The following is a 24,752-nucleotide window of genomic DNA, read 5'->3' as shown; positions in this document are numbered from 1 at the left end:
GCCCGGCCACTGTTACGCGGCGACAATGCGACTCCGCGCCGAGAATCCGGGCGTGACGGGATTCTCGGCGCGGAGGTGGACTCTCGCGGCGCGCGGGTCAGACGCGGGCAGACGAGATGCTGCGGGCCGCGGCGAGCGCCTGCTCGAGGTCGGCGATCAGGTCGTCGACGTTCTCGAGGCCGACCGACAGGCGCACGAGGCCGGGCGTGACACCCGCGCTGAGCTGCTGCTCGGGGGTCAGCTGCGAGTGCGTCGTCGAGGCGGGGTGGATGACGAGCGAGCGCACGTCGCCGATGTTCGCCAGGTGGCTGAACAGCTGCAGCGAGTCGACGAACGTGCGGCCGGCGTCCACGCCGCCCTTGAGCTCGAACGACAGCACGGCGCCCACGCCCTTCGGGGCGTACGTGTTCGCCGCGGCGTACCAGGGCGAGGTGGGAAGCCCCGAGTAGTTCACGGTCGCGACGTCGGGGTGGTTCTCGAGCCACTCGGCCACCTGCTGCGCGTTGTGCACGTGGCGCTCGACGCGCAGCGACAGGGTCTCGATGCCCTGGATGAGCTGCCAGGCGCTCTGCGGCGCGATCGAGGCGCCGAGGTCGCGCAGCAGCTGCACGCGCGCCTTGATGATGTAGGCGAGCTCGTCGCCGACCGCATCGGTGTAGACGGCGCCGTGGTACGAGGGGTCGGGCGTCGTGAGACCCGGGAACTTCTCGCCGTTCTCCGACCAGCGGAAGCGGCCGCCGTCGACGATGACGCCGCCGATGACCGTGCCGTGGCCGCCGAGGAACTTGGTCGCGGAGTGGACGATGATGTCGGCGCCGTGCTCGAACGGGCGGATCAGGTACGGCGTCGCGATCGTGTTGTCGACGATGAGCGGCACGCCGTTCTCGTGGGCGATGTCGGCGACCGTGCGGATGTCGAGCACGTTGATCTGCGGGTTGCCGATCGTCTCGGCGAAGAACAGCTTCGTGTTCGGGCGGACGGCCGCGCGCCAGGCGCCGGGGTCGTCCTGGTTCTCGACGAACGAGACCTCGATGCCGAGCTTCGCGAGCGTGTACTTGAACAGGTTGTACGTGCCGCCGTAGATCGACGACGACGAGACGATGTGGTCGCCGGCCTGCGCGATGTTCAGCACGGCGAAGGTCTCGGCGGCCTGGCCGCTCGCCACCAGCAGCGCGCCCGTGCCGCCCTCGAGGGCGGCGAGGCGCTGCTCGACGACATCCTGCGTCGGGTTCTGGATGCGGGTGTAGATGTTGCCGGGCTCCGCCAGCGCGAACAGGTTCTTCGCGTGGTCGGAGTCGCGGAACACGTACGACGTCGTCTGGTAGATCGGCGTCGCGCGGGCGCCCGTGACCGGATCCGGCGCAGCGCCGGCGTGGATCTGCAGGGTCTCGAAACGCAGCTGCGGCGACGAGGTGTTCTCGGCCATGGGAACCTCCGGTCGGGGTGAAGTCGGCGGGCCGTGCGCGGCCTTGCACCGACGTTACGTCCGCCGTCGGAGGCGGGCAACGGAGCGGACACGCGGCGTCACATACGTCCGCATGACGGCCGGGTAGGTTTGAGAGGTGACGAACACCGAAGCAGGCGCCCCGCGGCGCGCGGTCGTGACGGGAGCGAGCTCGGGGATCGGCGCCGCCACGGTGCGCGCCCTGCGGGCGAGCGGATGGGACGTGCTCGGCGTCGCGCGCCGCGCCGATCGGCTCGAGGCCCTCGCGGATGAGACCGGTGCCGCCGTCTTCGCGGCAGACCTCACCGCCCAGGCCGACGTCGACGCGCTCGCCGCCCACGTCGCGGCCACCGGCGGCATCCAGGCGCTCGTCCACGTCGCCGGCGGCGCCCGCGGCACCGACCGCATCGAGGACGGCGACGCCGACGACTGGACCTGGATGTTCGAGGTCAACGTGCTCTCGGCCCAGCGTCTGGTGAAGGCCCTGCTGCCCCAGCTGCGCGACGCCATCCGATCCGGATCGGGCCACGCGGACACCCTGTTCGTCACCTCGACCGCGGCGCAGGTCGCCTACCCGGGCGGCGGCGGCTACAACGCCGCCAAGGCGGGGGAGGGGATGCTGGTCAAGGCCCTGCGGCAGGAGCTCAACGGCGAGCCCATCCGGGTGATCGAGATCGCCCCCGGCATGGTTCACACCGAGGAGTTCACGCTCAACCGCCTGGGTGACAAGGCCGCCGCGGACGCGTTGTACGAGGGCGTGGACGGCGTGCTCGTTGCCGAGGACGTCGCCGACGTGATCGCCTACTCGCTGAACGCGCCCGGCCACGTGAACCTCGACCTGGTGACGATGCGCCCCGTCGCGCAGTCGGCCCAGCACATCCTTGCGCGCGGCCCCCTGACGCCGCGCGACTGATCACCCACACACTACTGGAAGGACCCGCGTGGCAGACACCGACATCCGCGAGCGGCTCACCTGGGACGGCTTCGGCGAAGCGACCCGCGATCTCGCGCGGCGCATCCTCGCCGACGGCTTCGAGCCGGAGGTCGTCGTCGCGATCGCCCGCGGCGGGCTGCTGCCGGCCGGAGCGATCGCGTACGGCCTCGGCGCCAAGAACTGCGGTGCCCTGAACGTCGAGTTCTACACCGGCATCGGCACCGTGCTCGACGCGCCCGAGGTGCTTCCGCCCGAGCTCGACATGGCATACCTCGACGGACGCCGCGTGCTGCTCGTCGACGACGTCGCCGACTCGGGTCGCACGCTCGCGCTCGCCGTCGACCTGCTCAAGGGGCGGGGAGCGGATGTGCGCTCCGTCACGATCTACACCAAGCCGACGACGATCATCGAGCCGGACTACGCCTGGAAGGCGACGGATCTGTGGATCGACTTCCCGTGGTCGTGGAAGGGAACCGTGCGCGAGGAGGACGCGGGCCTGGAGGCATCCGCCTGACATGGCGATGACGCTGCCGGAGCTCGCCGCGGCCGGACTGATGGATCCGGGCTGGGCCGAGGCCCTCGCGCCCGTCGCCGGCGACATCGCCGCCCTCGGGGAGAGGCTGCGCGGCGAGGTCGCCGCCGGGCACGGGTATCTGCCCGCCGGGGAGCACGTGCTGCGCGCGTTCCAACGGCCGCTCGCGGACGTGCGCGTGCTGATCGTCGGCCAGGATCCGTACCCGACCCCGGGGCATCCGATCGGCCTGTCCTTCGCGGTCGAGAAGCACGTGCGCCCGCTGCCGCGGAGCCTCGGCAACATCTACCGCGAGCTGCAGGACGACCTCGGCATCGCGCCCGCCCCGCACGGCGAACTGTCGGCCTGGAGCGACCAGGGGGTCATGCTGCTCAACCGGGTGCTCACCGTGCGCCCCGGCGCTCCCGCATCACACCGGGGCTGGGGCTGGGAGAAGGTGACCGAGCACGCGATCCGCACGCTCGTCGAGCGGGACGCGCCGCTCGTCGCGATCCTGTGGGGGCGCGACGCCTCGGGCCTGAAGCCGATGCTCGGCGCGACGCCCTGGGTCGAGTCGGCGCACCCCTCGCCGCTGTCGGCGAGCCGCGGGTTCTTCGGGTCCCGGCCGTTCTCGCGCGTGAACTCGCTGCTCGAGCAGCAGGGTGCGGCCCCGGTCGACTGGCGCATCCCGGCATAGGCTGAGACCCATGCTGGAGGAGGAGTACCAGAAGCGCCGCGTGCTGCCGCGGCACCTGCAGAAGCGGCCCGCCCCCGAGCGGCCCTTCACGTACGAGATCCGGCCGGCGACGCCCGCGGACATCCCCGACATCCGCGAGATCTACAACTACTACGTGCGCAACTCGGTGGTCACCTTCGACGAGAAGGCCTGGAGCCACAAGCGGTGGCGCGAGAAGTTCGACCACCTGCAGAAGCTCGGCCTGCCGTTCCTCGTGGCCGTGAGCCCGAGCGGCCAGGTGCTGGGATACGCGCTGGTGTCGCCGTGGGCGGGCAAGTCGGCGTTCCGCTACACGGTGGAGAACTCGATCTACCTCGGCCAGGCGGCGCGGGGAAAGGGCCTCGGGCGCGCGCTGCTCGAGGCGCTCATCGAGGCCTGCGAGGAGATCGGCCTGCGCCAGCTCGTCGCCGTGATCAGCGACAAGGGCGCCGAGAGCTCGATCGCGCTGCACGAGAAGCTCGGCTTCGTGGAGGTGGGCCGGATGGGCAAGGTCGGCTACAAGTTCGATCGCTGGCTCGGCACCGTGTACCTGCAGAAGCAGCTCAACCCGAAGAAGAAGACCGGCATGCTGAAGCGGATCTTCGGCAGCGACGACTGACCCGCGGCGCACCGCCGCTGCTTTCGACTCCTCGCTGGCGCTCGTCGCTCAACCCGTTTCGACTGCGTTCGCTGGCGCTCACTCCGCTCAACGACCGGTGGGTGACTCGCCCGCTGGTCGTTCCGCCTTCTGGTCGTTGAGCGGAGCGAAGCGGAGTCGAAACGGGCTGAGCGAGCGCCAGCGAGTCGAAGCCGCCGTAACAGGTCCACGACCGATGGCTTCGACTCCTCGCTGGCGCTCACTCCGCTCAACGACCGGTCGCGGCGCGATCAGCCGAACAGGTCCGACACGACCGACTCGGCGAGGCCCAGGCCCGTCGTCATGCCGATGCCGGTCGTGACCGACACGACGCGCACACCGTCCATCGGGGCGGCCCGCAGGAAGTCCCGCGGTGCCGACGCGTAGACGCCCTGCCAGCGCTGGCGGATGCGCAGCTCGGATCGGCCGAACAGCTCGCGCGCGCGTCGCTCCAGCAGCTCGAACGCCGCCTCGTCCTGGAACGGCGTCACGGTCACGTCGCGGTAGTGCGTGTCGCCGACGACGAGCGTGCCGTCGGGACGCTCGGTGTACATCTGGTTGACGTCTCGCGCGATCAGCTCGGGCTGCTCGGCATGCAGGCGGTCCCGCAGCCGGGCGACGGAGGGAGTGCCGGCGAACGCCGAGTACCGCAGCAGGGACGATCCGGTCAGCAGCGGCACCCCGAGGCCGACGCCGTCGGCGAGCATCATGTCGAGCCCGCAGCGGATGATCCCGTGCTCCTCGGCGATCCCGGGGAAGAGGTGGTCGACGTCGAAGTTCACGGCGAAGACGATCGCGCTCGCCGAGATCTCGCCGCGGCTCGTGTGCAGCATGCCGGGCTCGACGCCGAGAGCGGTGGTGCGCCAGCGGAAGTCGACCCCGCGGCGCGACAGGTAGTCGGCGAGCCGGGGCGCCGCCTCCCGCGGGTCGACCTGCAGATCGCGTGGCAGGAACGCGCCGCCGATCGCGCCGGGCACCGGCACGCGGTGGCGCACCGCCTCGCCGTCCAGAAGCTGACCGGGAACCGACTCGCTCAGCACCGCGAGCTCGTCCTCGGCGTGCGCGACCATGAGCGTGCCGGTCTGACGCAGCCAGAACCCGGCGCGCGGTGCGTAGCGCAGCCACAGCTCCCGCGCCCGCTCCGCGTAGTCGCGGCCCTCGCCGGCCTGCATCGTCGTGCCGACGTGACCGAAGTTGCGCACCGTGGCGCCGGTGATCGCCGTGGCGCGGTCGACCACGACGACCTTCAGCCCGCGCTCCATCGCCGCGGCGGCGTGGCCGAGGCCGAGGATGCCGGCGCCGACGACCGCGAGGTCGTAGCGGTCGGGCATCACTTCAGGGCGCGGCGGATCAGGACCGACGCGCCCTCGACGACGACCACCATCGCGATGATCACGAACAGGAAGGCGTTCACCTGGTCGAAGTGACGTCCCTGCAGGGCGTTGAGCAGCAGGAAGCCGATGCCGCCCGCGCCGACGACGCCGAGCAGCGTCGCGGAGCGGATGTTGTGGTCGAGCACGTACATCAGGTGGCTGACGAGGGCCGGGACCGACAGCGGGACGGTCGAGGAGAAGAACACCTGCGGCCGCGTGCCGCCCGCCGCGGAGAGCGCGCGCTCGGGGCCGTTCGGCACCTCCTCCATGGAGTCGCCGATGAGCTTGCCGAGCAGGCCCACGCCGCCGACGCCGAGCGCGAGCGCCGCCGCCTGCGCGCCGAAGCCGGTCGCGATGATGAACAGGATGGCCACGACGAGCTCGGGCACCGCGCGTAGGAAGATCGTGATGCCGCGGAACAGGCTGCGCACCCAGCGCGCCGGCGCGACGTTGCGCGCCGACAGCGGGCCGACGAAGGCCGAGATGACCGCGGCGATCAGGGTCGCCGTGAACGCGACCTTCAGCGTCGTCAGCACGGCATCGAGCACCACGGCCCAGGTGCGATCGCCGATCGTGGGCGGCCACAGGGCGCGGTCGAGGGCGGGGTTGTTCACCTGGTCCCACTCGGGGGCGAAGATCTTCGCCACGTTGGGCGCGCAGTAGAGGAAGGAGGCGACGACGACGGCGATGCCGACCCAGATCCAGATCGTCGACGCGAGGCGACGGCGATCCCAGGGACGCTTCAGGGCGTTCGCGATGCGCTTGTCGGGGTCGCGCTCGGCGGCCACGGCGGCCAGCGCGGGCGCCGCGGCCTTGTTCTTCGATGCGGCCCGCGCGACGACGTCGCCGAGGCGTTTGCCCGTGGGCTCGACGCCGAGCAGGCGGGCGCGCACAAGCGACGAGATGATCTCGAACGCCAGGCACAGCACGATGATCACGAGCACGAGCGGGATGACGCGGCGCAGGCCCGAGGGGCCGGCGTGCAGAGCCTCGTCGAGGTCGTAGCCGAGACCCACGACGCCGACGACGCCGAGGATGACCGTGCCGCGCAGGTTGATGTCAGCGCGGTGGAGGGTGACGGCGATCCACGCGGGCAGGGCCTGCGGCACGACGCCCGTCCAGAACTCCTGGATCTTCGACCCGCCGGCCGAGCGCACCGCGAGGCGCGGGCCCTCGTCGATCTGCTCGATGGCGTCCGCGAACATCTTCGAGATCATGCCGACGGAGTGGAGGGCGACGGCGACGATCGCCGGCAGCGTGCCCGAGTTGAACCAGAGGAACGCGAAGAACACGACGAAGACGATGTCGGGCACCGCGCGGGCGAGCACGCCGATGCCGCGGCAGATCGCCATCACGGTCGGACCGGGAGTCGTGTTCTGGGCGGCGCCGTAGGCGACGGGGATGGAGAGGAGGGCGGACAGGAACGTCGCGGCGATCGTGATCGCGAGCGTGATCGCGATTGCCTCGATCATGTGCCCGACCGGCTCCCAGCCGACCCACTCGATCGTGAAGACCTTGGCGCCGCCGGCGCCCACGGTCGCCATCACCTCGAACCCGGGCCACTGCATGGGCGTCGCCGAGTTCAGGAATCGTGCGATGTTGTCGCCCGTGGTGCCGAAGTTCGCGAGGTTGTAGTCGAGCGCGATGAACGACCACACCCCGAGGCCCAGCACCCCGATGATGACGGCGTACGACACGACGGTCGACAGCCGCGGAGCGGGACGCGGGACGGCTGTGATGCGGTCGGCGAGTCCGACCTGGACGGCGGGAGCCGTCACGACGGGTCCTCCTCGGCGAAGCCCTGCTGCAGGCGCTCGCCGGCGTTGCGGCGGATCTCGGCCGCGAGCACCTGCTCGCGAGCCTCGGCGAGCTCGGCGGTGACCGCGTCGATCTCTGCCGTCGTCGTGGCGACGCGGCCGTAGATCTCCATGACCTGCTCGCGCGTGAGGTTCTCGGTCGTCATGTCGAGCACGACCTCGCCGGCGCGCAGGCCGACGATCCGGTCGCCCCAGCTGAGCGCGAGGTCGACCTGGTGAAGCGAGCAGACGACGGTGAGGCCGCGCTCGGCCGCGATCTCGCGGATGAGGGCCATCACCTGGCTGCTGGATTCCGGGTCGAGGGATGCGACCGGCTCGTCGGCGAGCAGGATGTCCGGATCCTGCATGAGGGCGCGGGCGATCGCCACGCGCTGCTGCTGGCCGCCGGAGAGTGTGTCGGCGCGCTGGTAGGCGCGTTCGAGCAGACCGACGCGGTCGAGGTGGCCGAGCGCCTTCTCGCGCAGGGACTTGGGGTACATGAAGAGGCCGACGCGCGGACCGCCGAGGGTCGACAGCGCGCCGGTCAGCACGTTCTCGAGCACGGTCAGCGGACCGACGAGCTCGAACTGCTGGAAGATGAAGCCGACGCGGCCGCGCAGCTCGCGCAGCGCGCGGCCCTTCAGCGAGGCGACGTCGTGACCGAGCGACACGACCGAGCCGGTGCTCGGGGTCTCGAGACCGTTGATGTGGCGGAGGAGGGTCGACTTGCCGGAGCCGGACAGGCCCAGCAGGACGACGATCTCGCCGGGAGCGACGGACAGCGACACCCCCGTCAAGGCCGGCCCGGTGGCCCCGGGATAGGTCTTGCCCAGATCGGTGATCTGAACCGCCGTGGCGGTGGGGGTGTCGCTGTTCGTCATCTCAGTGTGCTTTCGCTGTGTCCGAGGGGGAGGGGCGTGCGGCGCTTACGCGCGGCAGGCCTCGACCTCGTCGGCGATCTCGGTGCAGAGGGTGCGGATCAGGTCGTAGTACGCGTCGTCGACCTTGCCGAAGCCGAACCAGCTCTCCTTGAGGAAGTCGTTCAGCTCGATGCCCGCGTCGGTGAGCGACTCCTGCGTGGAGTCGGCGATGGCGGCGGTCAGCTGGTCCTTGACGTCCTGCGGCAGAGCCGACTGCATGACGATCGGGGCGGCCGGAACCTGCACGCGGTCGACCTCCTCGAGCTCGCCGGCCTCGATCAGCGGGTCGGCGTCCACGTCCTGCGCGAAGCCGACCTGGCAGTCGACGCCCTCGGCGACCTTCGCCGCGTTGAGGTCGTGCTCCTCGCCGAAGAGGCGGTTCTCCTCCGCGACGGTCACGCCGGCGTCGAGCAGGCCGCCCATGGGGACGGCGAAGCCCGAGGTCGAGGTCGGGTTGACGAAGCAGATCGGCTGGTCGGCGAAGTCGGCGAGCGACGCGACGTCGGTGGCGGCCGGGTTCTTGATGGCGACCGAGAAGTAGCCGGGCTCGGCGCCCTCCTCCGTGATCTGCGCGCCGATGGGCTCGATCTCGCCGCCTGCCGCCTGCGTCTGGTAGTAGGTGAAGGCGGAGATCTGCGCCACATCGATCTTGTCGGACGCGAGGCCCTGCACGACGGCGGTGTAGTCGGTGGCCTGGTACAGCTCGACGTTCTTGCCGGTGATCTCGGCGATCCAGTCGGCGATCGGCTGAGCGTCCTGCTCGGCGCCCTCGTGGTCGGGGAGCGTGGCGAAGACGATCGTGTTCTCGTCCTTCGCGAACGTGCCCTCGGTCGCGGGGGCCTCTGCGGCGGGCGCCTCGCCGGCGGGGGTTTCCTCCGCCGCCGGGGTGGACGAGCAGGCGGCGAGTCCGAATGCGAGCGTGAGGCCCGCGGTCAGCGCGAGGCCGCGCTTAAGGGTGGTCTGCATGAGTACCTTCCGGGTATGTGGAATGCAGGAGGATGCCGGCCCGGGACAAGTCGAGCTGTATGGCCGACTCCGGCAACATAGGGGGACCGCTCCCCATCCGCCTGTCGTGACGGTGGCCCGAAGGTGAACGAGCTGTGAAGGTCCGTCGCACGCGGCGCGGTGCGGGAATGCGCCGCGGTCCCTCGCCTCCTGTCGGACCGCTACGCTCAGAGCGCACCGCGCACAGCGCAGACCGAGGGGGAGCTGCATGACGTATCCGGATCAGCCGACGCAGCATCAGCCGCAGTCGCTGCAGCCGCCGACGCAGCCGCAGTATGCGCCGTCGCAGCCGATGCAGGTGTACGCCCCGGCCTACCTCGTGCCCGCCGGACCCCGCAACAGCGGGACGGCGATCACGGCGATGATCCTCGGGATCCTGTCGTTCTTCCCGGTCTTCGTCTCGTGGATTCCCGTCATCGGCTGGTTCACGCCGCTGCTCCCGCTCGCGGCGGTCATCTTCGGTCACGTCGCGCTCGGCCAGATCCGGCGCGACGGCCTCGGCGGCAAGGGGATGGCGATCACGGGTCTTGTGCTCGGCTACATCTTCCTTGTGCTCACCCTGCTCTTCCTCGTGTTCGCTGTGGTTCTCGGGGCGTTCTTCCTCGCAGCCGTGGGGAGCGCCGGCAGCCTCAGCTGAGCATCGGCGCCGTCGGCGGAGCGAGTCAGCGCAGGGATCGGGCGATGAGGCGGGCCGCCTCCGGCGCGCGTTCGACGGGGAGCCGGGCGTAGCTGAGCACGATCGCACCGGTCGACGTGCTCGAGTAGCGCTCCGGGCCGGCGACGAGCACCCCGGCTCGGGCCAGGGAGGCGGCGACCTCCTGAGCCCTCCCGGGGTCGCCCAGCGGAAGCGACAGATGAAGACCCGCCGCGATCCCGCCGACGACGGTCCCGGGCGATTCGCGACGCAGCGCCGCCACCAGCGCGTCGCGGCGCTCGCGGTATCTGTGGCGCATCGTGCGGAGGTGCCGGTCGTACGCGCCGGACTCCATCAGCCGTGCGAGGGCGAGCTGATCCAGCGCGGACGGCAGCGCATGCAGCGGAAGCACCACGTCGAGCGCCGGACGCAGCTCGGGCGGGGCTACCAGCCAGCCGAGGCGGAGCCCGGGAGCGAGGGTCTTGCTGACCGAGCCGAGGTAGGCGACGCGACGACGATCAAGACCGGCGAGGGCGCCGACCGGGCGGCGGTCGTAGCGGAACTCGGCGTCGTAGTCGTCCTCGATCACAAACGCTCCCCGCGCCGACGCCCAGGCGAGGAGTCCCCGCCGCCTCTCCGGTGACATCGCCGCCCCGGACGGGAACTGGTGGGCGGGCGTGACCAGCGCGGCGTCGGCGCCGGGGAGCCCCTCGACCACCAGCCCCTCCTCGTCCACGGCCCGGGGTGTGATCCTCAGCCCGCAGTCGCGGGCGACCGAGGGCAGCACCTGCCACCCTGGCTCTTCGACGACCAGCTCGGAGGCTCCCCGTGCGACGAGGGCGCGCGCGAGCAGCCTCACACCGGTCGCGGTGCCGAGGGTGATCACCACCTCATCCGGGCTCGCACTGATGCCGCGCACGCGGCGGAGATAGTGGGCGATCGTGCGCCGCAGGGTCGGCATGCCGGCGGCGGCCGGGTACCCGAGCTCGTCGGTGGCTGCGGATCGTGCCGCGGCGACGTAGGCGCGCTGCCAGGCGGATCGCGGGAACGCGGAGAGATCCGGCTGGCCCGGTCTCAGGTCGAGGTGCGGCTGCTTGCCGCCGGGCGGCACGGAGGGGAGGTCATCCCGTGGTCCCGCCTGCGCCGCGGCCGCGCGAGCAACCGTGGTGCCGGCACCGCGCCTCGCCTCGAGGTAGCCCTCTGCCGTGAGCTGCTCATATGCCTCGACCACGACCCATCGCGAGACGCCGAGGTCGGCGGCAAGCGCGCGGGAGGCGGGCAGTCGTTCGCCGGGGGCAAGGCGGCCGGCGCGGATGGCGTCGCGAACCGCGGCCGCGGCGCGCTGGTGACGCGGCCCGTTCCGGCTCTCCAGGTCCAGGAACAGGCCGATATCCACCTGGCCCGCCGTGCTCATGGTCCGGATTATAGAGGCCCGATTGGTCTGTTGCCCCAGTCCATGGCGGACGAGAGTGGATGCGCAGAGGCCCGCGGTCGCGGGCCGGGACGGTCAGGAGGACTTATGGAGACACGCCCGTTCGGACGGTTGGGAACGGTCAGCGCGCTGTCGCTCGGCGGCGGCGGGATCGGCGGCGTCTGGGGCGCGACGGATCGCGCCGAGGCGATCGCCACCGTGCACGCCGCGCTCGACGGCGGCATCACCCACCTCGACGTCGCGCCGAGCTACGGCCCCGGCAGCGAATCCGAGGTGGTGGTGGGCGAGGCCCTGCGCACGTGGCGCGGCTCGCCCCCGCTCGTCACAACCAAGGTGCAGGTTCCCGACGACGAGGTGGCCGATCCGGTGGCGCGCATCGGCGAGAGCCTCACCGCCAGCCTCGAGCGCCTCGGCCTCGAACACCTCGACCTGCTGCTTGTGCACAGCCAGCTGCGGCGCCCCGGGGCCTCCGAGCCGACGAACAACATGATCGGCTGGGATCGGTGCGCCGAGCTCGTTGTGCCCGAGCTCATCCGGCTGCGCGACGCGGGCACCATCCGAGCCTGGGGCATCACCGGGCATGGCCACCCGGATGCCGTTCAGGCCGCGCTCGCCGCGTAGGAGCGGCCCGATGCGGTGCAGCTCGCGGTCAACGCGCTGGATCTCGCGGGCGACATGTGGATGTTCGGCGACGAGCCGCGGCCGGCGCAGGAGGAGGCCGTCGAGGCGGCCGGCGCGGCCGGCGTGCCGGTGGTCGGCATCCGGGCGGTCGCCGCGGGAGCGCTGACGAGCGGCATCGACCGCGCCGTCGAGCCGGACAGCACCGTGGCCCGGGACTTCGCGCGCGCCGCGGGCTTCCGGGCGCTGGCCGCAGAGCTCGGGCAGACGCCCGAGGACCTCGCGCACCGCTGGGCGCTCACCGCGCCGGGGATCGCGACGGTCGTGCTCGGCGTCAAGAACCGCGCCGAGCTCGAGGCCTGCCTCGCGGCGGAGGCGCGTGGTCCGCTGGCTCCCGACGAGCTCGAGGCGATCGAGCAGCTGAGGGCGCGGGCCTAGCTCGGATCCGGTCCGTGCCTCAGGGCGCTCAGCCGATCGTGGGGATCGCGGCGAGCAGGCGCCGCGTGTAGTCGTGCTGGGGTCGCAGCAGCACATCCGAGGTCGTGCCGTGTTCGACGACGGCGCCGTCCTTCATGACGGCGACCGTGTCGCACAGGCTCTGGACCACGCCGATGTCGTGCGACACGAGCACAAGGGTGAGCCCGTCGCGCGCACGCAGCCCGGCGAGCAGCTCGAGGATCTGGGCGCGCACGGTGACGTCGAGCGCCGAGAGGGGCTCGTCGCCCACGAGCACGCGCGGGCGGTGCGCGATCGCCCGGGCGAGCGCGATGCGCTGGCGCTGCCCGCCCGAGAACTCGTGCGGGTACCGCGACGCCATCTCGGGTTCGAGGCCCACGTCGGCGAGCACCTCGCGCACCCGTGCCGCGTGGTCGCCGTCGACGCCGAGGGCCCAGAGAGGCTCGGCGACGATCCGCTCGACCGTCATCCGCGGATCCAGCGAGGCGTACGGATCCTGGAACACGATGCCGGTCTCGCGCCGCAGCCAGTGAAGCGAGCGGGCCGACGCCGCCGCGTCCACCGACCGCCCGTCGAACTCGACGGTGCCGGTGGTGGGCCGGTCGAGGCCCAGCAGCAGCCGGATGAGCGTGGACTTGCCCGATCCGGATTCGCCGATGACGCCCAGCGCCGACCCCTCGGCGACGTCGAGGTCGGTCGGGGTGAGGGCGACGTTCTCGCGGCGCGGCGAGAACAGCGTCTCGCGGGGGAGCAGGTAGCGGCGGCTCACCCCGCGCGCGCGGATCAGCGGTTCGCTCATGACGGAGCCCCTCCCGACGACGGCCGCCAGAGCGTCGCGGTCGCGTCGCGCAGCAGGCCCTGCGTCACGGGATGGGCGGGTGCCGACAGCAGCTGCGCGACCGGTCCCTCCTCGACGACGCGACCGTGTTCCAGCACGACCCCGTGCGTCGCGACCTGCGACAGCACGGCGAGGTCGTGCGTGATGAAGACCAGCGACATCCCGCTGTCGGCGACGAGCCCCAGCAGCAGCTGCAGGATCTCGGCCTGGATGGTGACGTCGAGCGCCGTCGTCGGCTCGTCCGCGATCAGCAGGCGGGGCTCGCAGGCGAGGGCCATCGCGATCGCGACGCGCTGACGCTGCCCGCCCGAGAGCTGGTGCGGGTAGCGTCGCACGATCGTCTCGGGGTCGGGAAGCCGCACCCGCCGGGCCTCCGTCACGGCGATGCGGCGCGCCTCCGCGCGGGAGACGTCGCGGTGGATCCGCACCGACTCGGCGATCTGACGGCCGACCGTCCGGATCGGGTTGAGCGCGGTCTGCGGCTCCTGGAACACGATGCCGAGCTCGTCGCCGCGGAGGGTCGCGAGCTCGCGGTCGCGCAATCCGATCAGCTCGCGCCCGTTCCACCGGATGCTTCCGTGCGCGGTCGCGCCGTCGGGGAGGAGGCCGAGGATCGCGAGCGCGGTGAGGGACTTGCCCGATCCCGACTCGCCGATCAGCCCGACGCGGGCTCCGTCCGGCACGGCGAAGGAGATCCCGTCGACGACGCGGCGGCCGCCGATCTCGATCGCGAGATCCTGCACCTCGAGCGTCACTTCGACTCGCTCCGCTCGCTCAGTACATCGCATGCAATGAGGAGCCTCCGGCACCGCATCATGCGACCACCCCCGGCGTCGTGTGGGGGATCGCGCGGGGGCCGTGCGGGGCCGCGTCGCGGCCGCGGAGGGTCGGATCCGTCGCCTCCCGCAGCGCGTCGCCGAGCAGGTTGAGGGCGAGCACCGTGAGCGTGATCGCCAGGCCCGGCCACACCACCGAGAGCGGGTGGATCTGCAGGTACTGCTGCAGCTCGGCGAGCAGCAGCCCCCACGACGGCGACGTCACGGATGCGCCGAAGCCGAGGTAGGACAGCCCGGCCTCGGCGAGCACGGCGACCGCCATCGACCACGACAGCTGCACGATGAACACGGGCGCCACGTTGGGGAGCAGATGGGTGCGCAGGTTCTGCAGCGCGGTCAGCCCGGACGCCTGCCCCGCGAGCACGTAGTCGCTGCCGCGCACGCGCCGCAGCTCGGGGCGCGTCACGCGCGCGATGCTGACGCCGAACCCGATGCCCACCGACCACACGACGACCCAGAGCGATCCGCCCCAGACCGAGGAGATCATCATGGCGATCAGCAGGACGGGGAAGGCGATCAGGATGTCGATGAGCACGGCGACCGCCTCGCGCGTCCAGCGCGGGGTCAGCGCGCCGAGCGCGGCGAGCAGGATGCCGACGGCCGTCGCGACGAGCCCGGCGCCGACCGCGACGAGGATCGTCGTGCGCGCGCCGACCATCAGCAGGCTCAGGATGTCGCGACCCGTTCCGTCGGTGCCGAGCAGGTGCGGCCAGCCGGGCATCCCCCAGCGCGCGGCGATGTCGACGCTCCTCGGATCGAAGGGCGTCCAGAACAGGGAGGCGATCGCGGTGATGCCGATGACGGCGACGGCGATCAGGCCGAACCGGCCGGTCGACAGGCGCCACAGGCGGGAGAGCGTGTTCATGCCGCCTCCCGCTGCCGGGGGTCGATCGCGTGGTGGACGAGGTCGACGACGAAGCCGATGAGCAGCACGAGGCCGGTGAGCACGAGCAGCTCGCCCTGCACCATCATCAGATCCCGGGCTCCGACGTCCGTCGCCAGCATCCGGCCGATCCCCGGCAGGTTGAACACCTGCTCGATCACGACCGCGCCGACCACGATTCCCGCCACCTGAAGCCCCAGGACCGTGACGATGGACAGACCGACCGAGGGAAGACCGTGCCGGATGAGCGACTGGGTGCGGGTGAGCCCCTTCGCGGCTCCCGTGCGGACGAAGTCCTGCCCGATCGCCTGCAGCGTCGCGCTGCGGACGAACCGCATCAGCATCGCCCCCTCGACGATGCCGATCGTCAGCGCGGGAAGGATGAGCGAGCGCAGCGCGAGGTCGGGGGTGCGCCAGCCGGATCGCGGGAACCCCTGGGCGGGAAGCCAGCCCAGCACGACCGCGAACAGCACGGCGAGCATCATCCCCGCCCACACCACCGGCACCGCGGCGAGAGCCTGCGAGGCGACGCTGAGGGCGGTGCCGTCGGCGCGGCCGCGACGCACGGCCGAGAGCACGCCGAAGGGCACCGCAATCAGCAGCGCGACGAGCATCGACAGGATGCCGAGCGGCACCGTGACCTGGGCCTTCTGCCACAGCTGATCGGCGACCGGGGCACCTGTCAGGAGGGACGAGCCCAGGTCACCGGTCAGCACGCCGCCGATCCAGGACAGGTACTGCTCGGGAAGCGGCCGGTCGAGGCCCAGCTGCTCCCGGATGGCGGCGACCTGCGCGGCGGATCCCTGAGTCCCCGCGATCAGCTGTGCGACGTCGCCCGGAAGCACGCGCAGCACCGTGAAGATCAGCGCGCTCGCCAGGAGCAGGCCCACCGCGAGGAGGACCAGCCGCGTGAGCAGGTAGCGGATCATGCGATGCGGATCATGCGGAGCGCGTCACCGGTTCCGCGTCACTCGGTCGCCAGGGTGACGGCCGAGAGGTCGATGCGCGACGTGGTCGAGTCGACGGGGAAGCCCTCGACGCCGGGGCCCACGGCCGTGATCTCGTCCGCCACATACAGCCAGTCTGCCGCGTGGTCCTCGGACACGATGCGGGCCGCCTGCGCGATGAGCTCGGCCGATTCCGCCGGGTCGACGGCGGCGATCGCCTCCGCGTACAACTCCTGCACCTCGGGGTTGTCGTAGCCGAAGTAGTAGCCCGGGTTCGCGTAGTTCGCGAAGTCGCGGGGCTCGGCGTGCTCGACGAAGCTCAGCTGGTAGTCCTTGTTCGTGTACACGTCGTCGATCCACGTGGAGAACTCGACGGTGTTGACCTTCAGCTCCACGCCGATGTCGTGGAACGCCGAGACGAGGTACGTCGCGATCGTGGTGCTGTAGTGGTTCGGGATCGTCAGCTCGAGCGTCAGGTCGTCCTGGCCGGCGTCGGCGAGCAGCTGGCGGGCCGCCTCGGGGTCGTAGTCGGCGACACCGGTGAGATCCTCGTAGCCGGGGTCGAGTTCGGGCACCGGGCCGTAGAGGACGGTGCCGCCGCCGAGGGCCTCCACGAGCGCGTTGTGGTCGATCGCGCGGCGCAGCGCCTCGCGCACGCGCACGTCGTCGAAGGGTGCCACGGCGTTGTTGAACGCGAGCGTGCCCTCGGAGGTGGAGCGGCCGCGCGTGACCGTGAACCCGTTCACACCCTCGATCTCGGGGGCGAACTCGGGAAGGATCCGGTTGAAGACGTCGACGCTGCCGTCGAGCACCGCGTTCAGGGCCGCGGTGGGGTCGGGGATGTACGAGACCTCGACGGCCGCGACACCGCTGGCCTCGCCCCAGTACTCGTCGAAGCGCGTGAGCGTCGCGCCCACGCCCTTGGTGAAGTCGTCGAGGCGGAAGGGCCCGGTGCCGTTGGCGGCGGTGCGCAGGTCGGTCTCGTCGCCCTCGTCGAAGACCAGGCCCGCGGGCCCCGTGAGCCAGAAGAGGAGGTTCTGGTCGGGGGCATCGAGCGTCAGCACGACGGTGTGCTCGTCCGGGGCCTCGACCGACACGACGTGCGCCAGCTCGGCGTGACCGCGCAGCGCCTCGTCCTCGCGGACGGCGTTGTAGCTGGAGACGACGTCGGAGGCGGTGAGGTCGCCGCCCCCGTGGAACTTCACACCCTGGTTCAGCGTGAACGTGTACTGCAGGCCGTCGGGGGAGACCTCGTACTCGGTCGCGAGCGACGGCACGATCTCGTTCTCGGCGGTGCGGGCGACGAGACCCTCGTAGACGTTGTCGATCAGGATCTGCTCGAGCGCGACGCCCGCCGTGTGGCGGATGTCCATGTTCTCGGGGGTCAGCGGGATGCCCAGGCGCAGGGTCGCCTGGGGCTCGGGCTCGCCCGTGGGGCCGACGGTCGTCGGGGCCGTCGTGCAGCCGGCGAGGGCCGCCGCGACGACGGCGAGGCCCGCGACCGCGAGGCGGCGGGGGCGGCGGGTGAAGAAGCTGTGCATTGTGTCCTCTCGGAGCGGGCGGCGCTCGGGTGCGCCGTGCGGATCGCCGGTCAGGCCGGATCCGCGGTGGGGTCAGCCGCGGCGGCGCCGAGGGGCGCTGCGACGGTGGTCGGGGGAAGCGAGGGGCCGGCGGCGCGCAGCGCCGACGAGATCAGTGCTGCGAGGGCGCCCGGGGCGACCTCCTGCACGTTGTGCGGGGCATCCAGCTCGACCAAGGCGGCGCCCGGGAGCCGGTGCGCGAACTCGGCCGCCGCCTCGTCGTCGATGTAGCCGCGCGTGGCGCGCACGAGCGTGAGGGGCGCGGCGACCGACGCGAGGTCGTCCCACGAGCTGTCGTCGACGAGCGGGGCCGGCGAGCCCTCCGCGGGGGCCGCGAGGGCCTGCTGGGCGAGGCGTGCGAAGTGGTGCTTCCACTCGACGCGTCCATCCGCGCGCACGCGGGTGTTGTGGAAGACGCCGCGGCGGGTGTCCTCGAGCGTGCCGCCGAGCCCGAATGCCGTGGCGCGCTCGACGACCGCCTCGCGCGAGTCGAACACCGTCTCCTCGTAGAAGCGGCGCAGCTCGGCCGAGCCGCTGCCGCCCGCCGCGCCCGGCGTGATGTCGATGAGCAGCAGCGCCGCGACGAGGTCGGGGCGCGCCGCGGCGACCGCGGCCGCGGTGAGGCCGCCGAGCGAGTGGCCGACGAGCACCACGGGCCCGTCCGTCCAGGCCTCGATGCCGCGGATGACGTCGGGGGCGAGGGTGCGGGGCCGGTAGTCCGCGTCGTCCCGCCAGGACGAGTCGCCGTGCCCGGGGAGGTCGACCGCCAGCACGGCCTCGCCGAGGGAGAGGGAGGTGGTGTCCCAGGTGTGGGCGTTCAGGCCCGCGCCGTGCAGCAGCACGATCCGCGGCCGCTGCGCGCCCAGGCGCACCGCGCTGAGCACGCGCCCGTCCGGCAGATCGAGCCGGAGGCGATCCGCGGCGGGGACGGCCGCTCCCAGGTGGGCTGCCTGACCCGGCAGATAGGAGAACTCATCGCGCGCGTCATCCGCCATGGCGGCGGCGGGAGTCTCGGTCACGAGGGCGGCTTCCGGTCGGAGGAGGGCGACGCCGGATGCGCCGCGCGGGTCCCATTGTGCCGCCGATTCGGCGACACGGGGAAATCGCGGATCGATGTGCGCAAATGCACGGCGGAAACCTGAGCACATTCACCTTTCGTTCGAAAGATGAGCGTGCACTCTGATCCGGAGGCGCTTTCGTGCCAGGGTCCATCCTGCTCGATAGGGTGTCAGCATGGCCCAGCCGCGCGTGCATCTTTCGAAGTCGGAGCCGACCGCGTACAAGGCACTCGATGCCTTCTCGCGCGAGGTCGGCCGCATCGCCAAGGAGAACGGCGTCGACGATCGGCTGAAGGAACTGGTGCTGCTTCACTGCTCGCAGCTGAACTCCTGCGCGTACTGCACGCGCATCCACTCCGACCGCGGCCTCGCCGCCGGCATCGGCTACGACGATCTCGCCCAGCTTCCCGTGTGGCGCGAGTCGGGGGTGTTCACCGAGCGCGAGCGCGCGGCGCTCGAGCTCGCCGAGGCCTACACGTTCATCCACCGCGGCGGCATCCCCGACGACGTGTACGACCGCGTGGGCGCCGTGCTGAGCGAGAAGGAGTACCTCGGGGTCAGCTGGCTCGCCATCTCGATCAACGCGTTCAACCGGGTCGTCATCGCGGGACGCTACCCGGTGCCGCCGCGCGAGGGCGGCGCGGCCGCTCCCGCGACGCAGGCGTGAGGGGCGGGCGATGAGTCTTGTGCCCGGCGCGGTCAACTTCCGCGACATCGGCGGTCTGCCGGCGGGCGGATCGCGCACGCGCTCGGGCGTCCTCTACCGCTCGGGCAACCTCGCCGGCGTCGACGAGGTCGGCGGAGTGGCCTTCCGGGAGCTCGGGGTGCGGCGGGTCATCGATCTGCGCTCCGACGACGAGGTCGCGCACGCGCCGAGCCGGGTGGGGGACGTGGAGACCCTCCGCGTGCCGCTGTTCCTCGGCTCCGTCACCTCCTTCTTCGTCGAGGACATCTCGCTCGCGCAGATGTACCGCGCGCTGCTCGAGCGCTCCGGCGATCGCCTCGTCACGGCCATTCGGGGCATCCTCGGGGCCGAGCCCGTCGTCATCCACTGCACGGTCGGCAAGGATCGCACCGGCATCACGGTCGCGCTCGCGCTCGCCGCGGCCGGGGTGGACGAGGACGCGGTCGTCGCCGACTACGCGCTCACCGAGCAGAACCTCCCCGCCTGGCGCGGCGACAGGATGCTCGCGCGGATCCGCGAGGCCTACCCCGACGCGAAGCACCTCGAGGAGCTCGCCACGAAGTCGCCGGCGCCGGTGATGCGCGACGTGCTCGCGCAGGTGCGGGCCGAGCACGGCTCCGCCGGCGACTACCTGCGCGAGCACGGCATGACTGACGACGAGCTCGCCCAGCTGCGCCGGACCCTCATCGAGGCGTGACTCCCGCCCTTCGGGGGTGAGGTAAGGCAACCCTCAAAAGGGCGTAGACTGGGGGCATCATGACCTCCGTCGACCAGCGCATCCCGGGTACCCGCGGCGAGCACAGCGCCTCCGCCTGCCGGGCCTCGCGTCACACGCGCGTGCAGCACCTCGTGACGGCCGACGAGCACTCGCTCGGCGACCTCGAGCTCCTGCTGACGACGCTGCCGTTCTGCGCCACCGGCCGGATCTTCATCGAGGTCCCCGACGCCGGCTGGATCGCCGAGGTCGAGGCGCCGCCGCGCATGGTCGTCACCTGGCTCGACCGCTCCGCGCGCTCGGGAGCTCCCGGCACCGGCCGCTCGTGCGCTGCCGGCGCCGCCCTCACGCGGGCTGTCACCGCGTGGGCCGACGAGATGATGTGCGACGAGGACGACCGCACGCAGGTCGATCTGCTCGGCGGGTTCCTCGGCACCGCCGACATCGCCGACCACCTGACCGAGCGCCTCGGCGTCGCGCCCGAGCGCATCCGCACCCCCGAGCGCTTCGGGATCTTCGCCGACCGCTGAGCCCTCGCGGGTCGCCGGACGACGCGCGTCAGCGGGTGCGCACGTAGCCGCCGGCGCGGAGGCCCGCGGCGATCTCGAACCGGTTGCGCAGGGCGTCGCGACCCGCGAGCAGGTAGAGCAGCGGCATCAGGAAGCCATACCGACGCCACTGCACGCGGTGGACCGCCTCGTGGGCGAGCAGCCGGTCGGTCACCGGGGCGTCGCCGGTCAGGAAGCAGCCGCCGACGCACACCCCGCCGCGCGGGAAGGCCCACGCCGGCAGACCGCGGAACACCCACAGGCCGGCGCGGCGCTCGACGGGGCCCGTGCTCCACAGCGTGCCCCAGATCCACCCGATCGCCGTGCCCCACCAGTAGCCGACGAGGCTGAGTGGGGAGTCGAGCAGGAAGCCGGGGATGAACCGGTCGATCCGGTCGCCCGTGCGCAGCGCGCGTTCCGCGCGGGTCCGGATGCCCTCCGGCAGCGCGGCGAGCTCGGCATGCGGGTGCCGTGCGGCGAGATCCACGCGCATCACGCGAGCGCCCCGATGATGCGCAGGATGGCGCCCATGTCCTCGACGGCCGCCGCCGGCGTCTGCGGCGTGAAGCCGGCGACGGTGGCTCCCGCGAGCGGCAGGCGCGCCCGCACCGCGCCGATCGCCGCGACGAGCGCGGCCGGGGTCACCCCGAACGGTTCGGGGGACGAGACGCCGGCGATGTCGGCGGGGTCGAGCACATCCAGATCGACGTGGATGTAGACCCGGCTCGCGCCGGTCGCCGCGACCGCGGCGACGAGCGCCTTGGGGTCGGTGAGATCCGACGGGGCGAGCGTCGTGATCGCGGAGTCGGCGAGCAGCTCGTCCTCCTCGGGATCGAGCATGCGCACCCCCGCCAGCACCACGCCGCCGGGCGCCACGGCGCCATCCGGAAGCGTGAGCCCTGCCGGACCCTGGCCGATCACGGCGCGCAGCGCCATGCCGGCGTAGGCGCCGCTCGGGGATGTGTCCGGCGTGTGGAGGTCGGCGTGCGCGTCGAACCACACCACCGCGAGCGGCCCGTCGTCCCGCGCGGCCGCGTGGCCGATCGCGGCGACCGAGACCGAGCAGTCGCCGCCCACCACGATCGCGGGGGCGGGGACGTCGTCGAGCGCGGCGGTCAGGGCCTCGCGGGTGCGGATGAGCGCGCTCGCCCGCAGCACGCCGGTGCCGAGCGGCTCACCGGCCTCGAGGGGCACCTCGACGAACGTGCAGGCCGACCGCGGCAGATCGCCCGCGATCGCGTCCGTGCCGTCGATGTGCGCCATCGCGCGCGAGGACGGCGACCCCTGCCACTGCGGCACAACGACGAAGCGAGCCATCACCCCATCCTGCCGTGGATCGATCGGAAAGGTGGCGGGAAACGGCAGAGGCCGCACCCCGAGCGGGCGCGGCCTCTGCGGCGGGACGGGATTACTGGCCGAGCTGGCCCTGCGGCTGGCCGCCCGACTTGAGCTGGGCAAGGCGCGCCTCCACCTCGGTGAGCTCGCCGAGGTCCTCGAGGCTCTCGAACTGGGCGTCGAGGCTCGACGCGGCGAGCTCCTGCTGGCCGGCGGCACGTGCCTCGACGCGGCGCACCTTCTCCTCGAAGCGGCCGAGCTCGCTTGTCGGGTCGAGCACGTCGATGGACTTGACCGCGTCGACGACGCGGGTCTGGGCCTCGGCGGTCTTCTGGCGGGCCAGCAGCTCGCTGCGCTTGCCCCGCAGCTGCTCGAGCTTGACCTTCATGCCGTTGAGGCCGGCCTTGAGCTTCTCGACGACCTCGTTCTGGGCCTCGAGCTGCGGCGCCGTGGCCTTGACCTCGTTCTCGGCCGAGATCTGACGCTGCAGCGCCACCTTGGCGAGGGCGTCGAACTTGTCGGCGTCGACCGTGTCGCCCGACGCGCGCAGCTCGTCGGCCTTGCGGCTGGCGGCGAGGGCCTTGTTGCCCCACTCGGCCGCGGCCTGCTTGTCCTCGGCGTGGTCGCGCTCGAGCAGACGCAGGTTGCCGATGGTCTCGGCGATCGCGGCCTCGGCGTCGGCGATGTTGTTGGTGTAGTCGCGCACCAGCTGGTCGAGCATCTTCTCCGGGTCCTCGGCCTGGTCGAGGATGGCGTTGATGTTCGCCTTCATGAGCGTCGAGATGCGCCCGAAGATTGACTGCTTTGCCATGATGTGCCTTTCGTCTGGCGTGGATGGTTCGTTGGATCGAGGGCTCGATGGTGAGTCTAGAAGCGCCGGCCGCCGGAGCGCCCGGACGATCTGCTGCTCGACGAGGATCGGGAGGATCCTCCGCTGAAGGAGGACCGGGACGACGACCGCGACGACCAGGAGGAGCGGGACGACGACCCGCCCCATCCGGACGACGACCCGCCGCCGCCGTCGCCGCCGAACGCGCCCGAGAGCGCGCCGACGACGGCGCCGCCGAGGATGAACAGCACGACGAGGCCGGCGCCCGACCCGTCCTCGTCGCCCAGGACGCCGAGCCCCGCGAAGAACCCGGCCGCGCCGCCGCTGAGCGCGCCGATTCCGGCCTTCATCCCGGTGCCCGACTCGTCGGGATCCGTCGCGTACGACCGGATCGACGGACGCGGACGTGACGGGGTGCCGGAGGCCGCGTAGGACCGCGCCTCACCGGCGAGCCGCTGCACCTGCTGCGCGAGGGCAAGGGCTGAGCGCGCGTGGTCCGCCTGCGCCGCGGGGTCTCCGGCGGCCCTCCAGCCGAGGGCCAGTTCCTCCCGCGCCGAGCGGAGCGTCGACAGCCCCTCGACCGTCAGCTGACCGGGACGTGCCGCGACGGACGCCTCGGCCGCGCGGACCGCGGCGTCGGCTCGGTCGATGTCGCGGGTGCTCGGCGCCGGCGCGGGGGAGCCGGCGACCGGCCCGACGGATCCGACCGCGGGCGCGTCGACCGCGACCGACGCGGCGAACGCGGTGACGGCGGCGTGGAGCTCTGCCACCTCGGCGAGGTCGCGCTCGACCTCGTGCACGGCGGTGGAGATGGCGGTCGCCTTCCGCGAGGCCGCGGCTTCATGAAGCCGGGCGAGCCACTGGTCGGCGTGCTGAAGCTGATCGCGCATCTGCTGGGGGTCGTCCGCGATGGCCGTCAGCCGCTCGGCGGGCACCCGCGTGCCCAGCTCGGCGAGCTTCGCCTCCGCCGTGGCCACAAGGGAATCGGCCTCGGCGCGCGCTTTCGTGAGGCGCTCGATCGTCGCCGCGGCATCCTTGGCGAGCCCTCGCAGCTCCGAGAGCTTGCGCGTGCGCTCGTTCAGCGAGCGGTCGACCTGCCCGCACAGGGCGAGGATCTCGTCGGTCCAGGAGCGTGTGTCGGCGTCCGAGTCCTCGGTCGCATCCTCCAGCTGCCGTTGCAGCTCGAACGCGCGGTCGAGCTTCGCACGACCCTCGGCCAGCACGGCGGAGAAGTCCGCGGTCGCCTCCTCGCCGAACTCGGCGGTGACGAAGCCGAGCTCCTGCTCGCTCGTGCGCAGGGCCTCATCCGTGCGCACGAGGGTGATCGACGCGCGCTTCTTCTGACCTTCGAGCGTGCGCAGCTCGAGGGCGCGGGCGGCCTTGCGGCGGCCGAGCAGCACGAACTGCACGATGAGGAAGACAACGAGGGCGAGCCCCGCGAGACCGAGGGCCCACACCCACCACGGCGGGGGCACCTCGTCGAACTCGGCCGCGGCGTAGTCGACGCCGCCCGCCCAGTCCTCGTCGGCGAAGTAGCCGGAGCCCACGCCGTCCTCGATCTCGAGAACGCGCTCCTCGGACAGCGGCCCGCCGCCGTCCTCCTCGTACTCGCCCGAGATCGCGACGGCGCGGCCCTCCGTCGCGACCGCGAGCAGGTACTGATCCGGGGCGAGGTTGTTGAGCTGGGCGGTGCGATCGGCCCACTGCAGTGCGTTCGACGGGTCCTCGAAGTCGTCGACGAAGACGACGTACAGCTCCGGCCGGTCGTCCTTCTCGGCGAGGGCCGCGAGCCGATCCTCGAGCCGGCGCTCCTCCGTGGCGGTCAGGACGCCCGCGCGGTCGGTGACGTGATCGGACTCGAGCTCTGCGGGCTCGGCACCCGCAGCGGCGAGCGGCGCGAGCGTGAGGGCGCCCACGAGCACCGCCGCACAGGTCGCGCGTCGCATCAGAAGCGCCCGCCGCCCCGGCGCCCGCTGCGACCGCCGCCGAACCCGCCGCCCATTCCGCCGCCGCGGGAGGAGCG

The 24,752-nt window shown here is 72.2% G+C and carries 24 protein-coding genes and 1 pseudogene; 9 read left to right on the top strand and 16 right to left on the bottom strand.

The features are described from left to right. Positions 1 to 97: 97 nt before the first annotated feature. Complete coding sequence (locus IR155_RS07900; RefSeq protein ID WP_135114297.1) at positions 98 to 1,426, bottom strand: bifunctional o-acetylhomoserine/o-acetylserine sulfhydrylase; 1,329 nt, start codon at positions 1,424 to 1,426, stop codon at positions 98 to 100. Positions 1,427 to 1,562: 136 nt separating this feature from the next. On the opposite strand from IR155_RS07900, the gene IR155_RS07895 reads away from it, so the two are divergent. From IR155_RS07895 to IR155_RS07880, 4 genes are read left to right on the top strand one after another with little or no spacing between them, the layout of a single operon-like run. Then, positions 1,563 to 2,357 (top strand): SDR family oxidoreductase, encoded by a 795-nt coding sequence (locus IR155_RS07895; RefSeq protein ID WP_135114296.1) that lies wholly within the window; start codon positions 1,563 to 1,565, stop codon positions 2,355 to 2,357. Positions 2,358 to 2,385: 28 nt separating this feature from the next. Beyond that, complete coding sequence (locus tag IR155_RS07890) at positions 2,386 to 2,892, top strand: phosphoribosyltransferase (RefSeq protein WP_135114295.1); 507 nt, start codon at positions 2,386 to 2,388, stop codon at positions 2,890 to 2,892. A gap of 1 nt (position 2,893) precedes the next feature. Continuing rightward, entirely contained in the window at positions 2,894 to 3,586 is a 693-nt protein-coding gene (locus IR155_RS07885) for a uracil-DNA glycosylase (RefSeq protein ID WP_135114294.1), read from the top strand. A 10-nt stretch (positions 3,587 to 3,596) separates the two neighbouring features. Next, on the top strand, positions 3,597 to 4,223 hold the full coding sequence (locus IR155_RS07880) for a GNAT family N-acetyltransferase (RefSeq protein ID WP_135114293.1): 627 nt from the start codon (positions 3,597 to 3,599) through the stop codon (positions 4,221 to 4,223). A gap of 269 nt (positions 4,224 to 4,492) precedes the next feature. Here IR155_RS07880 and IR155_RS07875 read toward each other — a convergent pair whose 3' ends face one another. From IR155_RS07875 to IR155_RS07860, 4 genes are read right to left on the bottom strand one after another with little or no spacing between them, the layout of a single operon-like run. After that, positions 4,493 to 5,572 carry a TIGR03364 family FAD-dependent oxidoreductase gene (locus IR155_RS07875; RefSeq protein ID WP_135114292.1) on the bottom strand — a complete coding sequence of 360 codons (1,080 nt, stop codon included), beginning with the start codon at positions 5,570 to 5,572 and terminating at the stop codon, positions 4,493 to 4,495. After that, positions 5,572 to 7,392 (bottom strand): PhnE/PtxC family ABC transporter permease, encoded by a 1,821-nt coding sequence (locus IR155_RS07870; RefSeq protein WP_135114291.1) that lies wholly within the window; start codon positions 7,390 to 7,392, stop codon positions 5,572 to 5,574. The genes IR155_RS07875 and IR155_RS07870 overlap by 1 nt, the downstream gene beginning before the upstream one ends. Then, entirely contained in the window at positions 7,389 to 8,291 is a 903-nt protein-coding gene (gene phnC / locus IR155_RS07865) for a phosphonate ABC transporter ATP-binding protein (RefSeq protein ID WP_135114290.1), read from the bottom strand. Before phnC ends, IR155_RS07870 begins: the two co-directional genes overlap by 4 nt. A gap of 45 nt (positions 8,292 to 8,336) precedes the next feature. Beyond that, the gene (locus IR155_RS07860; RefSeq protein WP_167760737.1) at positions 8,337 to 9,296 is read right to left on the bottom strand and encodes a PhnD/SsuA/transferrin family substrate-binding protein; all 960 of its coding nucleotides are present in this window, start codon (positions 9,294 to 9,296) and stop codon (positions 8,337 to 8,339) included. Positions 9,297 to 9,543: 247 nt separating this feature from the next. Here IR155_RS07860 and IR155_RS07855 point away from each other — a divergent pair, with 247 nt between their 5' ends. After that, positions 9,544 to 9,972: a DUF4190 domain-containing protein gene (locus IR155_RS07855; RefSeq protein WP_135114288.1), complete on the top strand. Its 429-nt coding sequence runs from the start codon at positions 9,544 to 9,546 to the stop codon at positions 9,970 to 9,972. A gap of 25 nt (positions 9,973 to 9,997) precedes the next feature. On the opposite strand, the gene pdxR is transcribed toward IR155_RS07855, so the two are convergent. Further along, positions 9,998 to 11,383, bottom strand: a complete 1,386-nt coding sequence (gene pdxR / locus IR155_RS07850; protein WP_135114287.1) for a MocR-like pyridoxine biosynthesis transcription factor PdxR — start codon at positions 11,381 to 11,383, stop codon at positions 9,998 to 10,000. A 42-nt stretch (positions 11,384 to 11,425) separates the two neighbouring features. On the opposite strand from pdxR, the pseudogene IR155_RS07845 reads away from it, so the two are divergent. Then, positions 11,426 to 12,457, top strand: a pseudogene (locus tag IR155_RS07845) (aldo/keto reductase). Between the two features lie 28 nt (positions 12,458 to 12,485). On the opposite strand, the gene IR155_RS07840 reads toward IR155_RS07845, so the two are convergent. Genes IR155_RS07840 through IR155_RS07815 form a run of 6 tightly spaced genes read right to left on the bottom strand, consistent with a single transcriptional unit; the run spans position 12,486 to position 18,578 of the window. Next, positions 12,486 to 13,274, bottom strand: a complete 789-nt coding sequence (locus IR155_RS07840; protein WP_135114286.1) for an ABC transporter ATP-binding protein — start codon at positions 13,272 to 13,274, stop codon at positions 12,486 to 12,488. Further along, on the bottom strand, positions 13,271 to 14,068 hold the full coding sequence (locus IR155_RS07835; RefSeq protein WP_135114285.1) for an ABC transporter ATP-binding protein: 798 nt from the start codon (positions 14,066 to 14,068) through the stop codon (positions 13,271 to 13,273). The genes IR155_RS07840 and IR155_RS07835 overlap by 4 nt, the downstream gene beginning before the upstream one ends. A gap of 58 nt (positions 14,069 to 14,126) precedes the next feature. Continuing rightward, complete coding sequence (locus tag IR155_RS07830; protein WP_135114284.1) at positions 14,127 to 15,014, bottom strand: ABC transporter permease; 888 nt, start codon at positions 15,012 to 15,014, stop codon at positions 14,127 to 14,129. Further along, positions 15,011 to 15,961: an ABC transporter permease gene (locus IR155_RS07825; protein WP_135114283.1), complete on the bottom strand. Its 951-nt coding sequence runs from the start codon at positions 15,959 to 15,961 to the stop codon at positions 15,011 to 15,013. The genes IR155_RS07830 and IR155_RS07825 overlap by 4 nt, the downstream gene beginning before the upstream one ends. A gap of 38 nt (positions 15,962 to 15,999) precedes the next feature. Next, positions 16,000 to 17,520, bottom strand: a complete 1,521-nt coding sequence (locus tag IR155_RS07820; RefSeq protein ID WP_135114282.1) for an ABC transporter substrate-binding protein — start codon at positions 17,518 to 17,520, stop codon at positions 16,000 to 16,002. A gap of 50 nt (positions 17,521 to 17,570) precedes the next feature. Beyond that, complete coding sequence (locus IR155_RS07815) at positions 17,571 to 18,578, bottom strand: alpha/beta fold hydrolase (protein ID WP_322783513.1); 1,008 nt, start codon at positions 18,576 to 18,578, stop codon at positions 17,571 to 17,573. Between the two features lie 214 nt (positions 18,579 to 18,792). Between IR155_RS07815 and IR155_RS07810 the strand changes: the two genes are divergently transcribed. From IR155_RS07810 to IR155_RS07800, 3 genes are read left to right on the top strand one after another with little or no spacing between them, the layout of a single operon-like run. Further along, positions 18,793 to 19,284, top strand: coding sequence for a carboxymuconolactone decarboxylase family protein (locus tag IR155_RS07810; RefSeq protein WP_135114281.1), 492 nt, complete (start codon positions 18,793 to 18,795; stop codon positions 19,282 to 19,284). Between the two features lie 10 nt (positions 19,285 to 19,294). Continuing rightward, a complete protein-coding gene (locus tag IR155_RS07805) occupies positions 19,295 to 19,999 on the top strand; it encodes a tyrosine-protein phosphatase (RefSeq protein WP_135114280.1) in 705 nt (234 codons plus the stop codon). A gap of 59 nt (positions 20,000 to 20,058) precedes the next feature. Then, complete coding sequence (locus IR155_RS07800) at positions 20,059 to 20,547, top strand: SIP domain-containing protein (protein WP_135114279.1); 489 nt, start codon at positions 20,059 to 20,061, stop codon at positions 20,545 to 20,547. Positions 20,548 to 20,575: 28 nt separating this feature from the next. Here the strand turns inward: IR155_RS07800 and IR155_RS07795 are convergent, their stop codons facing one another. The 4 genes from IR155_RS07795 to IR155_RS07780 form a co-directional block, all read right to left on the bottom strand. After that, positions 20,576 to 20,974: a Fe-S oxidoreductase gene (locus tag IR155_RS07795; RefSeq protein ID WP_135114332.1), complete on the bottom strand. Its 399-nt coding sequence runs from the start codon at positions 20,972 to 20,974 to the stop codon at positions 20,576 to 20,578. Positions 20,975 to 21,057: 83 nt separating this feature from the next. Beyond that, positions 21,058 to 21,882 (bottom strand): arginase family protein, encoded by an 825-nt coding sequence (locus tag IR155_RS07790; protein ID WP_135114278.1) that lies wholly within the window; start codon positions 21,880 to 21,882, stop codon positions 21,058 to 21,060. A 91-nt stretch (positions 21,883 to 21,973) separates the two neighbouring features. Beyond that, a complete protein-coding gene (locus IR155_RS07785) occupies positions 21,974 to 22,711 on the bottom strand; it encodes a PspA/IM30 family protein (RefSeq protein ID WP_135114277.1) in 738 nt (245 codons plus the stop codon). 56 nt (positions 22,712 to 22,767) lie between these two features. Then, complete coding sequence (locus tag IR155_RS07780; RefSeq protein WP_135114276.1) at positions 22,768 to 24,675, bottom strand: TPM domain-containing protein; 1,908 nt, start codon at positions 24,673 to 24,675, stop codon at positions 22,768 to 22,770. Positions 24,676 to 24,752: the final 77 nt, after the last annotated feature.

This window comes from Microbacterium paludicola, from assembly GCF_015235415.1.
Lineage (GTDB): Bacteria > Actinomycetota > Actinomycetes > Actinomycetales > Microbacteriaceae > Microbacterium > Microbacterium paludicola.
This window is presented reverse-complemented; position numbering and strand designations above follow the sequence as displayed.

Excerpts from the sequence above, each read along its gene's own strand:
- IR155_RS07900 (WP_135114297.1), bottom strand. The coding sequence starts at position 1,426 with ATGGCCGAGAACACCTCGTCGCCGCAGCTGCGTTTCGAGACCCTGCAG.
- IR155_RS07885 (WP_135114294.1), top strand. The coding sequence starts at position 2,894 with ATGGCGATGACGCTGCCGGAGCTCGCCGCGGCCGGACTGATGGATCCG.
- IR155_RS07880 (WP_135114293.1), top strand. The coding sequence starts at position 3,597 with ATGCTGGAGGAGGAGTACCAGAAGCGCCGCGTGCTGCCGCGGCACCTG.
- IR155_RS07875 (WP_135114292.1), bottom strand. The coding sequence starts at position 5,572 with ATGCCCGACCGCTACGACCTCGCGGTCGTCGGCGCCGGCATCCTCGGC.
- phnC (WP_135114290.1), bottom strand. The coding sequence starts at position 8,291 with ATGACGAACAGCGACACCCCCACCGCCACGGCGGTTCAGATCACCGAT.
- IR155_RS07860 (WP_167760737.1), bottom strand. The coding sequence starts at position 9,296 with ATGCAGACCACCCTTAAGCGCGGCCTCGCGCTGACCGCGGGCCTCACG.
- IR155_RS07855 (WP_135114288.1), top strand. The coding sequence starts at position 9,544 with ATGACGTATCCGGATCAGCCGACGCAGCATCAGCCGCAGTCGCTGCAG.
- pdxR (WP_135114287.1), bottom strand. The coding sequence starts at position 11,383 with ATGAGCACGGCGGGCCAGGTGGATATCGGCCTGTTCCTGGACCTGGAG.
- IR155_RS07840 (WP_135114286.1), bottom strand. The coding sequence starts at position 13,274 with ATGAGCGAACCGCTGATCCGCGCGCGCGGGGTGAGCCGCCGCTACCTG.
- IR155_RS07830 (WP_135114284.1), bottom strand. The coding sequence starts at position 15,014 with ATGAACACGCTCTCCCGCCTGTGGCGCCTGTCGACCGGCCGGTTCGGC.
- IR155_RS07825 (WP_135114283.1), bottom strand. The coding sequence starts at position 15,961 with ATGATCCGCTACCTGCTCACGCGGCTGGTCCTCCTCGCGGTGGGCCTG.
- IR155_RS07820 (WP_135114282.1), bottom strand. The coding sequence starts at position 17,520 with ATGCACAGCTTCTTCACCCGCCGCCCCCGCCGCCTCGCGGTCGCGGGC.
- IR155_RS07810 (WP_135114281.1), top strand. The coding sequence starts at position 18,793 with ATGGCCCAGCCGCGCGTGCATCTTTCGAAGTCGGAGCCGACCGCGTAC.
- IR155_RS07805 (WP_135114280.1), top strand. The coding sequence starts at position 19,295 with ATGAGTCTTGTGCCCGGCGCGGTCAACTTCCGCGACATCGGCGGTCTG.
- IR155_RS07800 (WP_135114279.1), top strand. The coding sequence starts at position 20,059 with ATGACCTCCGTCGACCAGCGCATCCCGGGTACCCGCGGCGAGCACAGC.
- IR155_RS07790 (WP_135114278.1), bottom strand. The coding sequence starts at position 21,882 with ATGGCTCGCTTCGTCGTTGTGCCGCAGTGGCAGGGGTCGCCGTCCTCG.
- IR155_RS07785 (WP_135114277.1), bottom strand. The coding sequence starts at position 22,711 with ATGGCAAAGCAGTCAATCTTCGGGCGCATCTCGACGCTCATGAAGGCG.
- IR155_RS07780 (WP_135114276.1), bottom strand. The coding sequence starts at position 24,675 with ATGCGACGCGCGACCTGTGCGGCGGTGCTCGTGGGCGCCCTCACGCTC.